The 15,307-nt window shown below is 73.1% G+C and carries 13 protein-coding genes; 8 read left to right on the forward strand and 5 right to left on the reverse strand.

Annotated elements, in window-relative coordinates; all coding sequences use genetic code 11:
• Positions 1 to 343 precede the first annotated feature (343 nt).
• Both AMK11_RS14485 and AMK11_RS14490 read right to left on the reverse strand, forming a co-directional pair.
• The gene (locus AMK11_RS14485) at positions 344 to 871 is read right to left on the reverse strand and encodes a hypothetical protein (RefSeq protein WP_073726973.1); all 528 of its coding nucleotides are present in this window, start codon (positions 869 to 871) and stop codon (positions 344 to 346) included.
• 245 nt (positions 872 to 1,116) lie between these two features.
• Entirely contained in the window at positions 1,117 to 1,737 is a 621-nt protein-coding gene (locus AMK11_RS14490) for a TetR/AcrR family transcriptional regulator (protein ID WP_073726975.1), read from the reverse strand.
• A 103-nt stretch (positions 1,738 to 1,840) separates the two neighbouring features.
• Here AMK11_RS14490 and AMK11_RS14495 point away from each other — a divergent pair, with 103 nt between their 5' ends.
• From AMK11_RS14495 to ppk2, 3 genes are all read left to right on the forward strand, one after another.
• Positions 1,841 to 2,899 (forward strand): aldo/keto reductase, encoded by a 1,059-nt coding sequence (locus AMK11_RS14495; protein WP_073726977.1) that lies wholly within the window; start codon positions 1,841 to 1,843, stop codon positions 2,897 to 2,899.
• A gap of 127 nt (positions 2,900 to 3,026) precedes the next feature.
• Positions 3,027 to 3,413, forward strand: a complete 387-nt coding sequence (locus AMK11_RS14500; protein WP_073726979.1) for a hypothetical protein — start codon at positions 3,027 to 3,029, stop codon at positions 3,411 to 3,413.
• A 48-nt stretch (positions 3,414 to 3,461) separates the two neighbouring features.
• Entirely contained in the window at positions 3,462 to 4,442 is a 981-nt protein-coding gene (gene ppk2, locus AMK11_RS14505) for a polyphosphate kinase 2 (protein WP_073726981.1), read from the forward strand.
• 75 nt (positions 4,443 to 4,517) lie between these two features.
• Here ppk2 and AMK11_RS14510 read toward each other — a convergent pair whose 3' ends face one another.
• Both AMK11_RS14510 and AMK11_RS14515 read right to left on the reverse strand, forming a co-directional pair.
• Positions 4,518 to 6,047 (reverse strand): CYTH and CHAD domain-containing protein, encoded by a 1,530-nt coding sequence (locus AMK11_RS14510; RefSeq protein ID WP_073726983.1) that lies wholly within the window; start codon positions 6,045 to 6,047, stop codon positions 4,518 to 4,520.
• Positions 6,048 to 6,124: 77 nt separating this feature from the next.
• A complete protein-coding gene (locus AMK11_RS14515; RefSeq protein WP_073726985.1) occupies positions 6,125 to 7,222 on the reverse strand; it encodes a M23 family metallopeptidase in 1,098 nt (365 codons plus the stop codon).
• Between the two features lie 278 nt (positions 7,223 to 7,500).
• Here AMK11_RS14515 and AMK11_RS14520 point away from each other — a divergent pair, with 278 nt between their 5' ends.
• Complete coding sequence (locus tag AMK11_RS14520) at positions 7,501 to 8,832, forward strand: MFS transporter (RefSeq protein WP_073726987.1); 1,332 nt, start codon at positions 7,501 to 7,503, stop codon at positions 8,830 to 8,832.
• A 27-nt stretch (positions 8,833 to 8,859) separates the two neighbouring features.
• Here the strand turns inward: AMK11_RS14520 and AMK11_RS14525 are convergent, their stop codons facing one another.
• Positions 8,860 to 9,456, reverse strand: coding sequence for a TetR/AcrR family transcriptional regulator (locus AMK11_RS14525; RefSeq protein ID WP_073726989.1), 597 nt, complete (start codon positions 9,454 to 9,456; stop codon positions 8,860 to 8,862).
• Positions 9,457 to 9,619: 163 nt separating this feature from the next.
• Between AMK11_RS14525 and AMK11_RS14530 the strand changes: the two genes are divergently transcribed.
• The 4 genes from AMK11_RS14530 (at position 9,620) to AMK11_RS14545 (ending at position 15,295) form a co-directional block, all read left to right on the forward strand.
• Positions 9,620 to 11,194: a class I adenylate-forming enzyme family protein gene (locus AMK11_RS14530; RefSeq protein ID WP_073726991.1), complete on the forward strand. Its 1,575-nt coding sequence runs from the start codon at positions 9,620 to 9,622 to the stop codon at positions 11,192 to 11,194.
• Between the two features lie 59 nt (positions 11,195 to 11,253).
• Positions 11,254 to 12,432: an acyl-CoA dehydrogenase family protein gene (locus tag AMK11_RS14535; protein WP_073726993.1), complete on the forward strand. Its 1,179-nt coding sequence runs from the start codon at positions 11,254 to 11,256 to the stop codon at positions 12,430 to 12,432.
• 23 nt (positions 12,433 to 12,455) lie between these two features.
• On the forward strand, positions 12,456 to 14,327 hold the full coding sequence (locus AMK11_RS14540) for an alkyl/aryl-sulfatase (RefSeq protein WP_073726995.1): 1,872 nt from the start codon (positions 12,456 to 12,458) through the stop codon (positions 14,325 to 14,327).
• Positions 14,328 to 14,458: 131 nt separating this feature from the next.
• Positions 14,459 to 15,295, forward strand: coding sequence for a nucleotidyltransferase domain-containing protein (locus AMK11_RS14545; protein ID WP_073726997.1), 837 nt, complete (start codon positions 14,459 to 14,461; stop codon positions 15,293 to 15,295).
• The last annotated feature ends 12 nt before the right edge of the window (positions 15,296 to 15,307 follow it).

Genomic DNA, 15,307 nt, shown 5'->3' on the forward strand with positions numbered 1-15,307 from the left:
CGGAGCCCGCTCCTCCCCGTGACCACGCCGTCGCCCCCCTGAGACGCCGGTCGTCGACGTTTCCGTCGCGTCACATAGTGATGCGCGTGTGGAGCTTTTGTGTGCTCGCTGCGGAACTTGACGGAAAAGCGCATGTGTCCATTTACCCGGAACGGGCACGGCCGCGGGCGGCCGGCCGACGCCGGCCGGTGGGCGTCGGACGGGGTCGTCGGGCCCCTGTGCTGCTGCGAGTCGAAGAGCGGCGACCCCGGAAGCGCTGCTTCCGGGGTCGCGTGGTGCCAGTGGTCTCAACCAGTGCGCCGACCGGGGCCGGAGCGAGATCAGGTCAGTCGCGCCGTCGCGGTCAGGCGCACAGGACGCGGGTCTCGGGCGTGTGGACCGGGCCGCCGTTGACGCTCGTGCTGTCGCTGAACTCGACGTAGAAGTACGAGTAGAAGCCGATGTTGCCGTTGCAGCCGGAGTCGGCGGCGACCTGCAAGGTCAGGGTGACGGTGCGGCTCTGGCCGGGCGGAACGGTCGCGCCGTAGTTGGTGCCGAGGTTGGCGGGCCCGGTGCCGGTGCACGGGACGGCGCCGGCCTCCGAGGCCAGGCTGCAGCCGGTGAAGGCGTACTTGAGGTCGGGCCGCTGGGTGGTCAGCCAGGTCGGGTCGATCGTCTGGTAGACGAACCAGATGTCGTACGTCTTGTTGTTCTTGATCGTCATCGACAGGTTCACCGTGCCGCCCGGCTGAGTGGTCGCCGCGTCGGTGGTGAACGTCAGCTCGGCCGGGGCGGGTTCGGCCGCGCTCGCGGAGGGCGCCAGGCCGAACAGGGCGAGGGCGAGGGCGATGATCGTGGCGAGACCGAGGCGTCTCGTTCGTGTGGATCGCATGGCCCGGGAGATTAAGCACGGCCCGGCCGCACCGTCTGCACCGTCCGGAGCGTGCGGAACGGGGCCCGGCCGGAAGTGTGTGTCCGGTGAAGGACTTGTGATGACGTCATCACGACGCGTGTTGGCCGGTGTTCGCGCACGACAGGGTGGGGGCGGGGGCTGCGCGGCCCCGCGGCGTGCCGGCCGTCCGGCGTCCCGGCGGCAATGGCGCATTCCGGGTGCCCGCCGGACGGCCCGGCGGCCCGTCAGTCCGCCGGGGTGACGAAGGCCCCCGCGCGCGCCGCCGCCGCGGCGGCATCGGCGGCGCGGTCCGCCGCCGCCTCGTCGAGCGGCTCGTCGGTGGTCAGCAGGCGGTAGTACAGGGGCGCGGAGACGGCGCGGATCACCTCGCGCGCGTCGGTGCCCGCCGGCAGTTCGCCGCGCTCGACGGCCTGCCGGGCGCAGGGCGCCCACTCCGAAACCCGGGTCTCGTAGAACCGGTGCAGGGCCTCCGCCGCCCCGGTGTCGCAGGTCGCGGCGGCGATCACCGCCTTGAAGAGCGCGCCCTGACGCGGGTCGGCCAGGGTGCGCCGCACGAGCCGGGCGTTGGCGCGCAGGTCGCCGACGAGGGTGCCGGTCTCCGTGCGGGGGAGCGACTGCTCCGCCATGTCGGCGAGCAGGTCGGCGACGAGGGCGACCGGAGTTCCCCAGCGCCGGTAGACCGTCGTCCTGCCGACCTCCGCGCGACGGGCCACGTCGGCGAGATCGAGCCCGGCCAGACCGTGCTCGGCCAGCGCGTCACCCGCGGCCCGCAGGACGGCGGAGCGTACGCGCGCGGTGCGCCCGCCGGGGCGGACGCTGCCCGGGTTCACGGCTTCAGACGTCATAACGGTACTCCGGTTCCATTAGCGGCTCACTCCTGCTAGTCTCTCAACATCTTAACGGGATGGACGTCCCGTTAGGGCGACATATGGCGAAGGGGAGACGGTCATGGAATTCAGGAGACTGGGAGCGTCCGGCCTCATGGTGCCCGAGCTGAGCTTCGGCGCGGGCACCTTCGGCGGCCGGGGCGAGCTGTTCGGCGCCTGGGGCACCACGGACGCCGCGGAGGCCCGCCGGCTGGTCGACATCTGCCTGGAGGCCGGGCTGAACATGTTCGACACCGCCGACGTCTACTCCGGCGGAGCGTCGGAGGAGGTGCTCGGCGCCGCGATCCGGGGCCGGCGCGACCAGGTGATCCTCTCCACCAAGGCCGGACTGCCCATGGGTGACGGTCCGGCCGACGCGGGCACCTCGCGCGCACGCCTGATCACCGCCGTCGACGGGGCCCTGCGCCGCCTCGGCACGGACTACATCGATCTCTTCCAGCTGCACGCCTTCGACGCCGGCACCCCGGTCCAGGAGGTGCTCGCCACCCTCGACGACCTCGTCCGGGCCGGCAAGATCCGCTACACCGGGGTCTCCAACTTCAGCGGCTGGCAGCTGATGAAGTCCCTGGCCGACGCCGACACCCACGGGCGCCGGCGCTACGCGGCACACCAGGTCTACTACTCCCTCGTCGGCCGGGACTACGAGTGGGAGCTGATGCCGCTCGGTCTCGACCAGGGCGTCGGTGCCGTGGTCTGGAGCCCGCTCGGCTGGGGCCGGCTCACCGGCCGGATCCGCCGCGGCACCCCCCTCCCGGCCGGCAGCCGACTCCACGCCACCGCCGACTACGGCCCGCCCGTGCCGGACGAACTCCTGTTCCGCGTGGTCGACGCCCTGGACGCCGTCGCCGAGGAGACGGGCCGGACCGTGCCGCAGATCGCGATCAACTGGCTGCTGCGCCGCCCGACCGTCTCCTCGGTCATCATCGGCGCCCGCAACGAGGAGCAGCTGCGGCAGAACCTCGGCGCCGTCGGCTGGAGCCTGACCGAGGAGCAGGTGGCCAGACTCGACGCGGCGAGCGCGAGGACGGCCCCCTACCCGTACTTCCCCTACGAACGCCAGGAGGGCTTCGCCCGGCTCAACCCCCACCCGCTGCGCCACGCGGCCCCGTCGAAGGCCTGACCCGTGGCTCCCCGGCGGCGGGGCCCCCATTGTCAGTGCCGTGCACAACAATGCGGGCAAGCGAGATCAACACCGGCCGGAGCGGGTAGGCGGTCTCGAGTCCCCTGTCCCGGAAAGGCCGCAGCCGATGCCGCTTACCGCCGTTCACGCGCAGACCGCCGACCCACGGGCGACCCGTCGCCGCGGGCCCCGCCCGTGCGGCCCGCTCAGCACCGCCGAGGCCGACGTCCTGCGCATCGTCGCCGACGCACGCACCCCCGTGTTCGTGACCGTGCGCGAGGGCGGACGGCGCAGATACAGCTACTGGCGGCCGCTGGACTCGGCCACCGGCCGGGGCGGCTGCTACGCGGCGCTGCCCACCGCCGAGTGCGACAGGCTGTACGCCGCCGGCCGGATAGCCCTGGGCGAGCCGCTGACCGACCCGGCCCGGACCACCCACCGCGTCACCGCCGTCCGGACCCCGGCAGCGCCCGCACCCGCACGCGTGTCGCGGATCCGCTCACGCGCGGCGTGAGCGGACCGCGGTACCGGTCACGTTCGTACGAGCACGAGGGGAAACGCGATGACGAAGGCACAGGACGCCGCCGACGACGGCACCGAGGAGAACCTCCTGGAGGGCCTCAGGATCGACGAGCGCAGACCGGAGAGGCCGGTTCTCCTCAACGCCGATCGGAACCCCATCGACACCTGGCGGGAGAACCACCCCTACGACCGCAAGGTGCGCCGGTCCGACTACGAGCGGCGGAAGCGGATCCTGCAGATCGAACTGCTCAAGATGCAGCGGTGGGTGAAGGAGACCGGGCAGCGGATCGTGGTCCTGTGCGAGGGCCGCGACGCGGCCGGCAAGGGCGGCACCATCCAGCGTTTCACCGAACGCCTCAATCCCCGCGGCGCCCGGGTGGTCGCGCTGGACAAGCCGACCGACCGGGAGGCCGGTCAGTGGTACTTCCAGCGCTACGTCGCCCACCTGCCCGCCCGCGGCGAGATCGTCTTCTTCGACCGGTCCTGGTACAACAGGGCGGGCGTGGAGCGGGTGATGGGCTTCTGCACGGAGCGTGAGTACCGCCAGTTCCTGGAGCAGGCGCCGTCGTTCGAGCGCCTGCTCACCAACGACGGCATCCTGCTGGTCAAGTTCTGGTTCTCCGTCTCCCGGGCCGAGCAGCGCACCCGGTTCGCGATCCGCCAGGTCGATCCGGTACGCCGCTGGAAGCTCTCCCCGACCGACCTCGCCTCGCTGGACCGCTGGGACGACTACACCGCGGCGAAGGTCGACATGTTCCGCGCCACCGACACGCCGCACGCACCCTGGACGGTCGTCAAGAACAACGACAAGCGCCGGGGGCGGCTGGAGGCCATGCGCAGCCTTCTGGACCGTTGCGACTACCCGTCGAAGGACGACGAGGCCGTGGGCCGTCCCGACCCGCTCATCGTGGGCGCCGCCGACACCCTGCTCGAAGCCGGTGAGGAGCCGGTCGACCTCTCGCCGACGCCGCTGGCCGGCCACGGTGACGGCCCCGGAGTCCACCCGGGCGGGAGGGACTGAGCGCACGGTCCCGGCCCCACCGGGGCCGGCCGTCCGACCCGCCCGCCCGGCGCCCGGGCCCGTGCGCCTGCCCGCTCAGTGCGCCAGTCCGGCCCGGAGCGCCGGATCCGACGCCGCCCGCCACACGGACGGCAGCCGCTCCTCGGACGCGCGGGCCCCGGCCCGCTCCTGGCCGTGCAGCACCCCCCAGGTGAAGGCGGTCTCTCCCGCCGCGTGCGCGGCCACCGCCAGTTCCCGCAGTGCCTCCTGGGTGACGACGGCGTCCTGATGGGCGCCCAGCAGCTGCTGGACCGCCTTGGCGCGCTTGCCGAGGCGCTTGACGGGCTTGCCGAGGACGGGGCGCGCCGCCTCCGCGGCGTAGCGCACCTTCTTCGCCGCCTTGCGTGCCTGGTGCAGTGCCACGTCCCGGTCCGGCCCCGGCGGCAGTCCCAGCGCGTGATCCATGCGCTCGGCCAGCCGGTCGTACTCCTTGAGGACCGCCCGGGCCATCGTCCGGGCCGGCTTCCCCGCCGCCGCGGCCCGCAGCGGTGGCCGCCGGAGCAGCCCGTCCAGCGCCTCCAGGAGCCGTACGTAGCGGTCCGAGGCCAGTGCCTCCCGGGTGTGCGTCCTGCTCTCCTCGCCCCGTGCCACGTCCCACACCCGCAACCGCGCGGCGGCGGGGCCGAGCACAAGTTCGCCGGGGAGCCCGGCGAGCCCCGCACCCAGACGCTCGCGCAGTACCTCCTGGTCGCGCTCCACCCCCAGCTCACCGGCCAGCCACTTCAGTTCCGCGCGCACCGGATCGGTGACCCGGCGGTCCAGCACGGACCGGTAGGAGCGCAGGCAACCGCGCAGGCGGCGGCAGGTGACCCGCATCCGGTGCACCCCGTCGGGCAGCTCGCGCCGGGCCGCCGGGTCCAGGGCCACCAGGGCGGCGACCTGTTCCTCCAGGTACGCCAGCAGGTAGGAGCCGGCGGAGCCGGGAGCCGTCGCGGCGCCGGCCCGCGTGGCCTCGGCCGTCGCCCCGGTGTCCCGCAGCGCCCGGACGTACTTCGAAGGGCTGTCCGCCCGGTTGATCCCCTTCTTGCGGAACTTCTTCTCCACGGTGTCGAGCAGCCCGGCACCCACCCCGTCGGCGAGTTCGACCTCCACCTCCCGCCACTCGGCACGGCCGCCACCGGGCAGCAGCGAGTCCGCGCGCACCTCGTCGAGGCTCAGCTCCGCCAGCACCTCGCCCCCGGCGTCCCGCAGGTGCCGCACCGAACGGGTCGACCGGATCCGCATCACCGGACGCAGGGGAGCGCCCCGGGTGCGGGACAGGAGCAACTCGCGCAGCGCGTCCGGGAGCTCGTCCGAGAGCGGTGCCCGCATCTCCTCCCGCGTGTCCCCGGTGAGCGGCAGCTTCAGGTGCCAGCCGGCGTCCGGCCCGCCCGTGCGCCGGCGCAACGTCGCCGAGGAGCCGGCCAGCCGCAGGTCGGAGGTGTCGTGGTACACCGCGTCCAGCTCCTCGGGCCCCGACGCGGTGACCGAGGCCACGGGCCCGGCACCGGTGAGGTCCGGCAGCGTGCCGGCGCCGGAGGAGGACGGCTCGTACTTTCGCTCTGTCTCGCGCTGCGACTCGGTCATGCTCTGACCCTGGACGATATTCGGCGGATCAAACGCGTACGGCGGTGCCCGTGGCGCGACGCGTCACCGGACAGGCCCTAACCGCCGGGCACCAGCCACGGGCGCGGGTCGGTGTAGTAGCCGTCGAGGACCACCTCGAAGTGCAGGTGAGGACCGGTGGACAAGCCGGTCGAACCCACCCGGCCGATCGTCGTCCCGGCCTCCACGGACCGGCCCACTACGGTGTCCAGGGACGACAGGTGACTGTAGGTCGTCTCCAGCCGCTTGCCCTCGATGGTCCCGTGGTCGATCACCACGCGGTTGCCGTAGGCCGCGGTCGGCGCGGCGAACACGACGCGGCCCGGTCTCGCGGCGGCGACCGCCGTTCCCCGGGGCGCGGCGAAGTCCACGCCGGTGTGCAGTTTGGTCACGCCGGTCAGCGGGTGCTCCCGCGAGCCGTACGGCGAGGTGATGGTGAGCGGACTCACCGGGGCGGCGAGGAGCGCGCCGGCCGCCCGGCCCGCGCCGCCGGCGGAGTCGGCCCGGTCGAGCGCCTGGTAGCGCGGGACCAGCGCCTCCACCTCGGCGAGGTAGGCCGCGGCCGTCGGCGGGACGCGCCCCGCCTGAGTCACCGCGTCCGTTCCCTCCGCGTACGCGGCCAGGGTCAGGTCGACGAGGTCCCCGTTGATCCTGCCCTCGGTGCGCAGTTCGGTCACTTTCTCGGCCAGGGCGCAGTCCTGCCGGCCGAGTGCCATGATCGCGTCCGCCGGATCACGGGGGGAGGAGTCTCCGTTGCCGTCGTCGTCCCCGCCCCAGGTCCGCCACTCGCTGTCGGTGAAGGCGGCGATGCCCTTCTGGCCCGAGAGCTCGTCCGTGTCGTCGCTCCAGCCGGAGAGCTGGTCGATCTGCGCGGCGAGTACCGACGGTTCCAGGACCGTGCAGGCCGAGGCCGCCTTGCGCAGCCAGGGAACGTAGGACGGGTCGATGTCGACCGCCGCCTGCTCCGCCTTCGCGTCCTGGGGCCACGGTGTCGGCAGGCCACCCGTCAGCGCCAGGAACGTGGCGACGCCGGTGACGGTCACCAGGCCCGGGAGCACCAGCAGGGTGAAGGGCCCGGGGCCGCGGCGCCGGCCCTTCGGCGCCGCTTCCGGCAGCCCCTGCTGCCCGGGATGTTCTTCCGGCCGTTCGTCGTTCACCCGGCCGCCCGCCGGGACGTGATGCTCACGGACGGAAGGTAACGCCCGGTTCCCGCGGACCGCACGGGACGCCGAGGCACGAAGCGATGCCCGAACGGGCAGAGCCGGCGGAACCGTACGGCCGCCCCCGCCCGTACGAAGGTCCCCTCCTGACCGTTGACCCGGCGGAAGACGCGAACTACCTTGCCGGACTAGACGACGATTAATGGACAGGTAGTCCATTAACTCGCAGTCATCAACTCGTCCGTCGACTTGTCCGGTAGCCACCTGGAGCCGCTGTGGTCGTTCGTCCCCTCCCGTCCCGACGTCCCCCGGTCCCGCGGACCCCGGACCCGACCGCGTACGACCGGCGCCGCGCCTGGCTGATCCTCGTGATGGTCGTCGCCTTCATGATGATCAACTACGCGGACAAGTCCGTGCTGGGCCTCGCCGCGGTGCCGCTCATGGACGAACTCGGCATCGACAAGAGCACCTACGGGTTGATCTCCAGCTCGTTCTACGTGCTGTTCAGCGTCTCGGGCCTGGTCGTCGGGCTGCTGTCGGCCCGCTGGTCGACGCGCACCATGCTCCTGGTGATGGCGGCGCTGTGGGCGGTGGCCCAGCTGCCGGCCCTGATGGCGACCGTCCCGGCCCTCGTCGCGGGGCGGCTGATGCTGGGCGCCGCGGAGGGGCCCGCCGCGTCGATGTCCATGCACACCCTCTACGGCTGGTTCCCGCCGGGGCGGCGCGGGATGCCCTCGGCCCTGCAGATCGGCGGCGCGGCCCTGGGCACCGCCGTCGCGGCTCCGGTGCTGACCTGGTTCATCGTGCACCTGGGCTGGCGTTCGGCCTTCGTCGCGCTGGCGATCACCAGCGCCGCGTGGTGCCTGGTCTGGTACGCCGTCGGCAAGGACGGCCCGTACGGCGGTGCCGCGGGGGAGGCCGCCCCCGAGCGGGACGGCGTCCGGCCCGCGGCCCGGACTCCGGCGCTCCCGCTGTCCCGGCTGCTGCTCAGCGGGACCGTCGTGGGCAGCGTCCTCAGCGCCTTCGGGTCCCACTGGGCGCTGGCCATCTCCAGTGCCTGGCTGCCGGTCTACCTGCAGACCCAGCTCGACCTGACCGCGTCGACCGCGTCGGTCGCCCTCAGCGCGGTCTCGGTGCTCAGCCTGCTCCTGCTGCTGACCGTCCCGGCGCTCGTCGACCGGCGCAAGCGGCGCGGCCGGGCGGGCCGCGCCACCGACGGGCTCGCCCAGGGGGCGGCGGTCCTGGTGTCCGGGGCGGCGCTCGCCCTGCTGCCCTTCGCCGAGCAGCGCGCGGCGCAACTGGTGCTGGTGGCCGTGGCGTTCGCCGCCCACGCGGTGGCGATCCCCCTGCACTACGTGACCACGGCGGCCGTCGTGCCCGCGGCCCGGCGCGGCGCCGTCTTCGGCGTGGTCGCGGCGACCGGCACGCTGCCGGGCATGTTCGTGCCCTACCTCACCGGCCACCTGGTGGACGGCGCGGCCTCCGAGGCGGCCGGCTACTCGATCGCCTTCCTGCTGTCCGCGGCCGTGATGGCCGTGTGCGGCGCGGTGGCGATGCTCGCCATCCGCCCGGACCGCGACGCCCGCGCCCTCGGCGGCGAAGGCTGAGCAAGCGCGAGGCCGGCCGGTGCGCCGTCACTCCGGCCGGTCGAACCCGGTGGCCCAGTACCGGCCGTGCAGGGCGAAGTCGAGCAGCATGCGCACGACCTCCTCGGCCGGCAGCGGCGGGGTCTCGTGCTCCACCCACCACTGGAGCACCGACACCTGCTCACCGACCCAGACCCGCGCCAGGAGTTCGGCGTCGATCCGCGGTTTGACGTCGTTGCGCTCGGAGCGGCCGCGGAACTCCTCGGCGGCGACGCGGGCGCACGCCTCGGTGAACATCCGCAGCGGCTTGCCGTCCCCCTCGCCCCGCAGCACGATCCGGTACAGGTCGCGCTCCTGCCGGGCGTGCCGCAGCATCTCCAGCACCGGCCTGCCGGTGAAACCGACCGCGGTCTCCGCCATCGCCGGGCGCAGCCGTTCGTCGAGTTCGTCGAGCAGGTCCCGGGTGACCCGGGCGAACAGCTCGTCCTTGTCCCGGAAGTGGCTGTAGAACGTCGCCCGCGCCACGTCCGCGCGCTGGGTGATGTCCTCGACGCTCAGCGCCGTGAAGCCCCGTTCCAGGACGAGTCCGACCAGGGCGTCGCGCAGTGCCCTGCGCGTCTTGCGAATGCGTCGGTCCTCGGCCATCCCCGTCGTCCGTCTCCCTGTCCGGTGTCCGGTCCCACTCCGCCCGGCGGTCCGCGTCCGCCCGAGCGGCAGTCAGTCTACGTACTCTTGACAGCTCAAGTGTTACCGAACAACCTGTCTGGAAACATTCATCAAGTTCATGTTCTCGTATGGGAGTCCGTCGTTGAACCTCGGCATCTACCTGACCCGCAGCGCCCGTCACTGGCCCGGACACCCCGCGCTGGTCTGCGGCGACCGCACCTGGACCTACGCCCGCCTCGAGGAGCGCGCGAACCGGCTGGCCTCCGCGCTCGTCCGGCGCGGACTCGGCCCCGACGACGCCGTGGCCTCCCTGGCCTGGAACCGCGGTGAACTGGTGGAGGTCGAGTTCGCGCTGTACAAGGCCGGGCTGATCCGGGTGCCGGTCAACGCCCGGCTCGGCCGCGCGGAGATCGAGCACATCCTGCGCGACGCCCCCGTACGCGTCCTCGTCTTCGACGAGGCCCACCGCGAGGACGCCCTGGCGGCCGTGGCGGCGGCGGGCACCGACTGCCTCCCCGTGGCGCTCGACGCCTCCGCGTCCGACAACGGGGCGCGCGGCGCCTCCCTGTCGTACGACGACCTGATCGCCGAGGGCGGCACCGAGACCGTGGCCGTGGAGACCGCCGAGGACGCCCCCGCCGTCCTCAACTTCACCTCGGGCTCCACCGGTTCGCTCAAGGCGGCGGTGCAGACCTTCGGCAACCGGCTCGCCAACATGCGCAAGACCCTCATGAACGACGAGTCGCGCCCCCGTCCCGACACCCGCTACCTCGCCTGCGGTCCCATCACCCACGCCACCGGCATGGTGCTGCTCGCCGGCGTCTTCGGCGGCTCAACCACCCACGTGCTGCCCAGCTGGAGCCCCGAGGCGTTCCTGGACACCGTCGAGCGCGAGCGCATCACCGCCACGTTCCTGGTGCCCGCGATGCTCAACGCCGTACTGGCCCACCCCGGCGCCGCCGACCGCGACCTGTCCGGTCTCACCAGCGTCCGGGTCGGCGGGGCGCCCGTCTCGCCGCAACGACTGCGCGACGCCGTCGCCCTGTTCGGCCCCGTGGTCGCCCAGGGGTACGGCCTGGCCGAGACCACCAGCGTGGTGGCCGGCATGTCCGGCGCCGACATCGCCCGCGCCGTCACCGACGACCCCGAACTCCTCCAGTCCTGCGGACGGGCCGCCTACGACACCGAGGTCCGGGTGGTCGACGAGCACGGCAGCACGCTCCCGCCCCGCGAGGTCGGCGAGATCATCGTGCGCGGACCCGACTGCGTACGCCGCTACTGGCAGGCCCCCGAACTCTCCGCCCAGACCTTCCGCGACGGCTGGGTGCACACCGGCGACCTCGCGTGGATGCGCGAGGACGGCTACCTGTTCCTCGTGGACCGCAAGAAGGACATGATCATCTCCGGCGGCTTCAACATCTACAGCACCGAGGTCGAGACCGTGCTGTACGAACACCCGGCCGTGCAGGAGGCCTGCGTGATCGGCGTCCCGGACGAGAAGTGGGGCGAGGCGGTCAAGGCCGTCGTCGTCACCCGCCCCGGCACCCCGGTCACGGCCGACGAACTGGCCGACTTCTGCGCCGAGCGCCTGGACCGCTTCAAGAAGCCGCGCTCCGTCGACTTCGTCGGCGAACTCCCGCACAACCGCAACGGCAAGCTCGACCGCAAGGCCGTCCGCGAACCCTACTGGGCGCACGCCACCCGCCGCGTGCACTGAGCCGGGCCGAGACCCGGCACTCGCCACCCCGCACCGAGACCTCCCCGGAGATCCGCACCATGACCTTCTCCTTCCGCCCCGTCCCCGACGACCCGCGCCTGGCCGAGCTGGTCGAGCGACTGCGCGGATACCTGGACGGCGAACTCGCCCAGTACGAACACGACAACGGCATCACCCACACCTCCCGCCTCACCCGCGCCGACCTCGAACCGGTCTGGAAACGCTGCCGCGAACTCGGCTTCTACGGCATCCACCTCCCCGAGGAGTACGGCGGCCAGGGCCTGACCTACACCGAACTCGCCGTGCTCAAGGAGGAGATCGCGGCCTCCGGACGGGTCCTCGGACACAGCGTCCTCGGCGACATGGGCGGCCCGCTGCGCGCCGGCGACATCCTCCGCCACGCCACCCCGCACCAGCTCGACACCTACCTGCTCCCGCTGGTCCGCGGCGAACGCGCCTGCTGCTTCTCCCTCACCGAGGCGGACGCCGGCTCCGACGTGCGGGCCATGCGCACCACCGCCGTGAGGGACGGCGACGGCTACCGGCTCACCGGCCACAAGGTGTTCAGCTCCGCCGGCCCCTTCGCCGACTTCGCCATCGTCGTGGCGCGCATGGCCGGCACGGAGGAGGAGTCCTACTCCGCCTTCCTCGTCGACCTGGACAGCCCCGGCTGCCGGGTCACCGACGGCGCCACCCCCATGTCCGGGGAACACATCGAGAGCGACATCGTCCTCGACGACTGCCGCGTCCCCGCCGCCAACCTCCTCGGCGAGGAGGGCAAGGGGCTGCGCATCGCGCTGGGCCGCGTCACCGTCAACCGCCTCCTGCACTGCCCCTCGGCCATCGGCGCCGCCCGCCGCGCGCTCCACCTCACCCGCGACCGTGCCCTCACCCGCACGGTGAACGGCAAGCCCCTGCTCGCCCTCCAGGCCATCCAGCACAAGCTCGCCGACATGGCCGCCGGCCTGTACGCGGCCCGCTCCATGACCTACGCCGCGCTGGCCGCCCTCGACCGGGGCGAGGACGTGCGCACCGAGGCGTTCATGTGCAAGCTCTTCGTCGCCGAGTCGGCCTTCCGGCTGCTCGACGAGGCGGTGCAGATCCACGGCAAGGACGGACTGACCCAGGGCCACGAGATCGAGTACCTGTTCCGCAGGATGCGCATGTTCCGGGTCCTGACCGGCACGTCGGAGATCCAGCGCAACGGCATCGCCAAGGGCCTCGCCACCCTCACCTGACCGCCCCCACCCGAGGAATCACCATGCCCGCCACCACCTCCACCCACCTCCCCGACGACGACCAGGACATCGCCGACGCCGACCGGGGCCTCATCGCCCGGCTCCGGCCCGGCGTGGTGCGCGACGCCGAGGGCCGCACCGTCTGGGACGCGGACGCCTACGCGTTCCTCGACGAGGACTGCCCGCCCACCGCGCACCCCTCCCTGTGGCGGCAGAGCCGTCTGACCGCCAAGCAGGGCCTGTACGAGGTGGTGCCGGGCGTCTACCAGGTCCGCGGCCTGGACCTGTCCAACGTCACCTTCGTCGAGGGCGACCGCGGCGTCCTCGTCATCGACCCGCTGATCAGCGCCGAGGTGGCCGCCGCCGCACTCGCCCTCTACCGGGAGCACCGCGGCGACCGCCCCGTCACCGGCGTCCTCTACACCCACTCGCACGTCGACCACTTCGGCGGTGTCCACGGCGTCGCCGACCCCGAGGACGCCGCCGCCGGACGGCTCCCGGTCATCGCACCCGCCGGCTTCCTCGAACACGCCGCCGGCGAGAACGTCATCACCGGCCCCGCCATGGCACGCCGCTCCGTCTACATGTACGGCGCCGCCCTGCCCAAGGGGCCCGCGGGGCAGATCGGCTGCGGCCTCGGCCAGACCACGTCCCTGGGCAGCGTCGGCCTCATCGCACCCAACCTCGACGTCCGCGCCACCGGCCAGACCGAGACCGTCGACGGCGTCCGCATGGTCTTCCAGCTCACCCCGGGCACCGAGGCCCCGGCGGAGATGAACGTCCACTTCCCCGGCCTGCGGCTGCTGTGCGTGGCGGAGAACGCCTGCCACACCCTGCACAACGTCCTGACCCTGCGCGGCGCCCTGGTCCGCGACCCCAGCGCCTGGGCCCGCTACCTCACCGAGACCCTGCGCCTGTTCGCCGACACCACCGACGTGGTCTTCGCCTCCCACCACTGGCCCACCTGGGGCCAGGACCGCGCCCTGCGCTTCCTGGAGGAACAGCGCGACGCCTACGCCTACCTGCACGACCAGTGCGTACGCCTCATCAACGCCGGACACACCGGCGCCGAGATCGCCGAGGAACTGCGCTTCCCGCCCGCGCTGGAGAAGCGCACCCACATCGGCGGCCACTACGGCTCCCTCAGCCACAACGCCAAGGCCGTCTACCAGCGCTACATGGGCTGGTTCGACGGCAACCCGGCACACCTGTGGCAGCACCCGCCCCGCGAAGCCGCCGTCCGCTACACCGAGTTCATGGGCGGCGCCGACGCCGTGGTCGCCAAGGCACGGGTCTCCTACGACCGCGGGGACCTGCGCTGGGTCGCCGAGGTGCTCAACCACGTCCTGTTCGCCGAACCCGGACACGCCGAGGCCCGCGCCCTCCAGGCCGACACCCTCGAACGCCTCGGCCACGGCTCCGAGTGCGGCCCCTGGCGCAACTTCTACCTCACCGGCGCCGCCGAACTGCGCGGCGGAGTCCTCGGCGCCCCGGGCCGCGGCGGGTCCGGCATGGTCGCCGCGCTGACCGTGGAGCAGATCTTCCAGTCCATGGCCGTACGGATCGACGGCCCGCGCGCCGCCGAGGCCGGACGCCTCCTCCTGCGCTGGGAGATCACCGACGGCACCCCGGACGCCCCCGCCGACGTCTGGACGCTGCTGCTGTCCAACGGCGCGCTCACCCCGATGCCCGGCGACGCCCCGCGCGGCGAGAAGCCGCACCTGACCCTGCGTCTGGCCCGCGCCACGCTCGACGCCGTCGTCGGCCGCGCGACCACGTTCGCCGATGCCGTCGCGGCCGGTGAGATCGCCCCGGACGGCGACCTCACGGCGCTCACCACCCTGGGCGGTCTCCTGCGACGCCCCGATCACCGGTTCCCGATCGTCACCCCGTGATCCACGGGCATCGCGTAGACTCCCCGCCATGGGCGTCTCCTGAACCGACCGCACGGTCCGCAGCCATCCGCCCCGCACACGCCGGGCGTCGATCCCACGTGCCCGCGCGCTCACTCAGGAGACAGTCACCCATGTCCGTTCGCTCCGCCTCCCCCGCCCTGGACGACCGCATCGCCCGCCTGCGCCGGCTCGCCGAGTCGGAACCCCGGCTCGAAGGCGTCCTCCTCTACGGCTCCTGGACGGTCGGCGAGGCCGACGCCCACTCCGACATCGAGGCGTACCTGTACGTCGAGGACGAGCACCTCGACGACTTCGACGCCCGGGCGTTCCTCGAGAAGCTCGCCCCGCTCGAGCTGGCGTACACCAACATGTACGGCATCCTCGCCGTCGTCTTCGACGACCTGATGCGCGGCGAGTTCCACATCACGCCCGCCGGCGAGGGCATCGAGGAGGTCCCGGCCTGGGAGGGCATGGTCCACCTGCCCCGTCCCGAGGCAGCCGTCCTCCTGGACCGCACCGGCCGCCTCACCCGGGCCGCCCGCCGCCTGGCCGAGTTCCGCCCGCCGGAGCCGGCCGGCACCGCCCAGCAGCTCTGCGACGAACTGGCCAACTGGACGCTGATGCTGGCCCACGTCCTGGCCCGGGGTGAAGTCGCCCGCGCCCACAGCCTGTTGCACTCGGTCGTCGCGCCGTTGCAGCTCAAGCTGTGCCGGCTCCTGCGTGGCTCCACCGCCCACTGGCTGACCCCCAGCCGGGCCCTGGAGCAGGACCTGCCCGCCGCCGACGCCGACCGCTACACCGCCACCACCGCAGCCGCCCGGGAGGGCGAGGTGCGCGCGGCGGCCCGCAGCAGCTGGCAGTGGAGCCGGGAGCTGAGTGCCGAGGCCGCCGGCCGCTGGACCGTCCGGGTGCCCGAGGTGCTGCACGAGCGGATCGCCGGCCTGCTGGCAGGACACCGTACGGGCTGACGCCCGGCAGGC

The organism is Streptomyces sp. CB02414 (assembly GCF_001905385.1).
Lineage (GTDB): Bacteria > Actinomycetota > Actinomycetes > Streptomycetales > Streptomycetaceae > Streptomyces.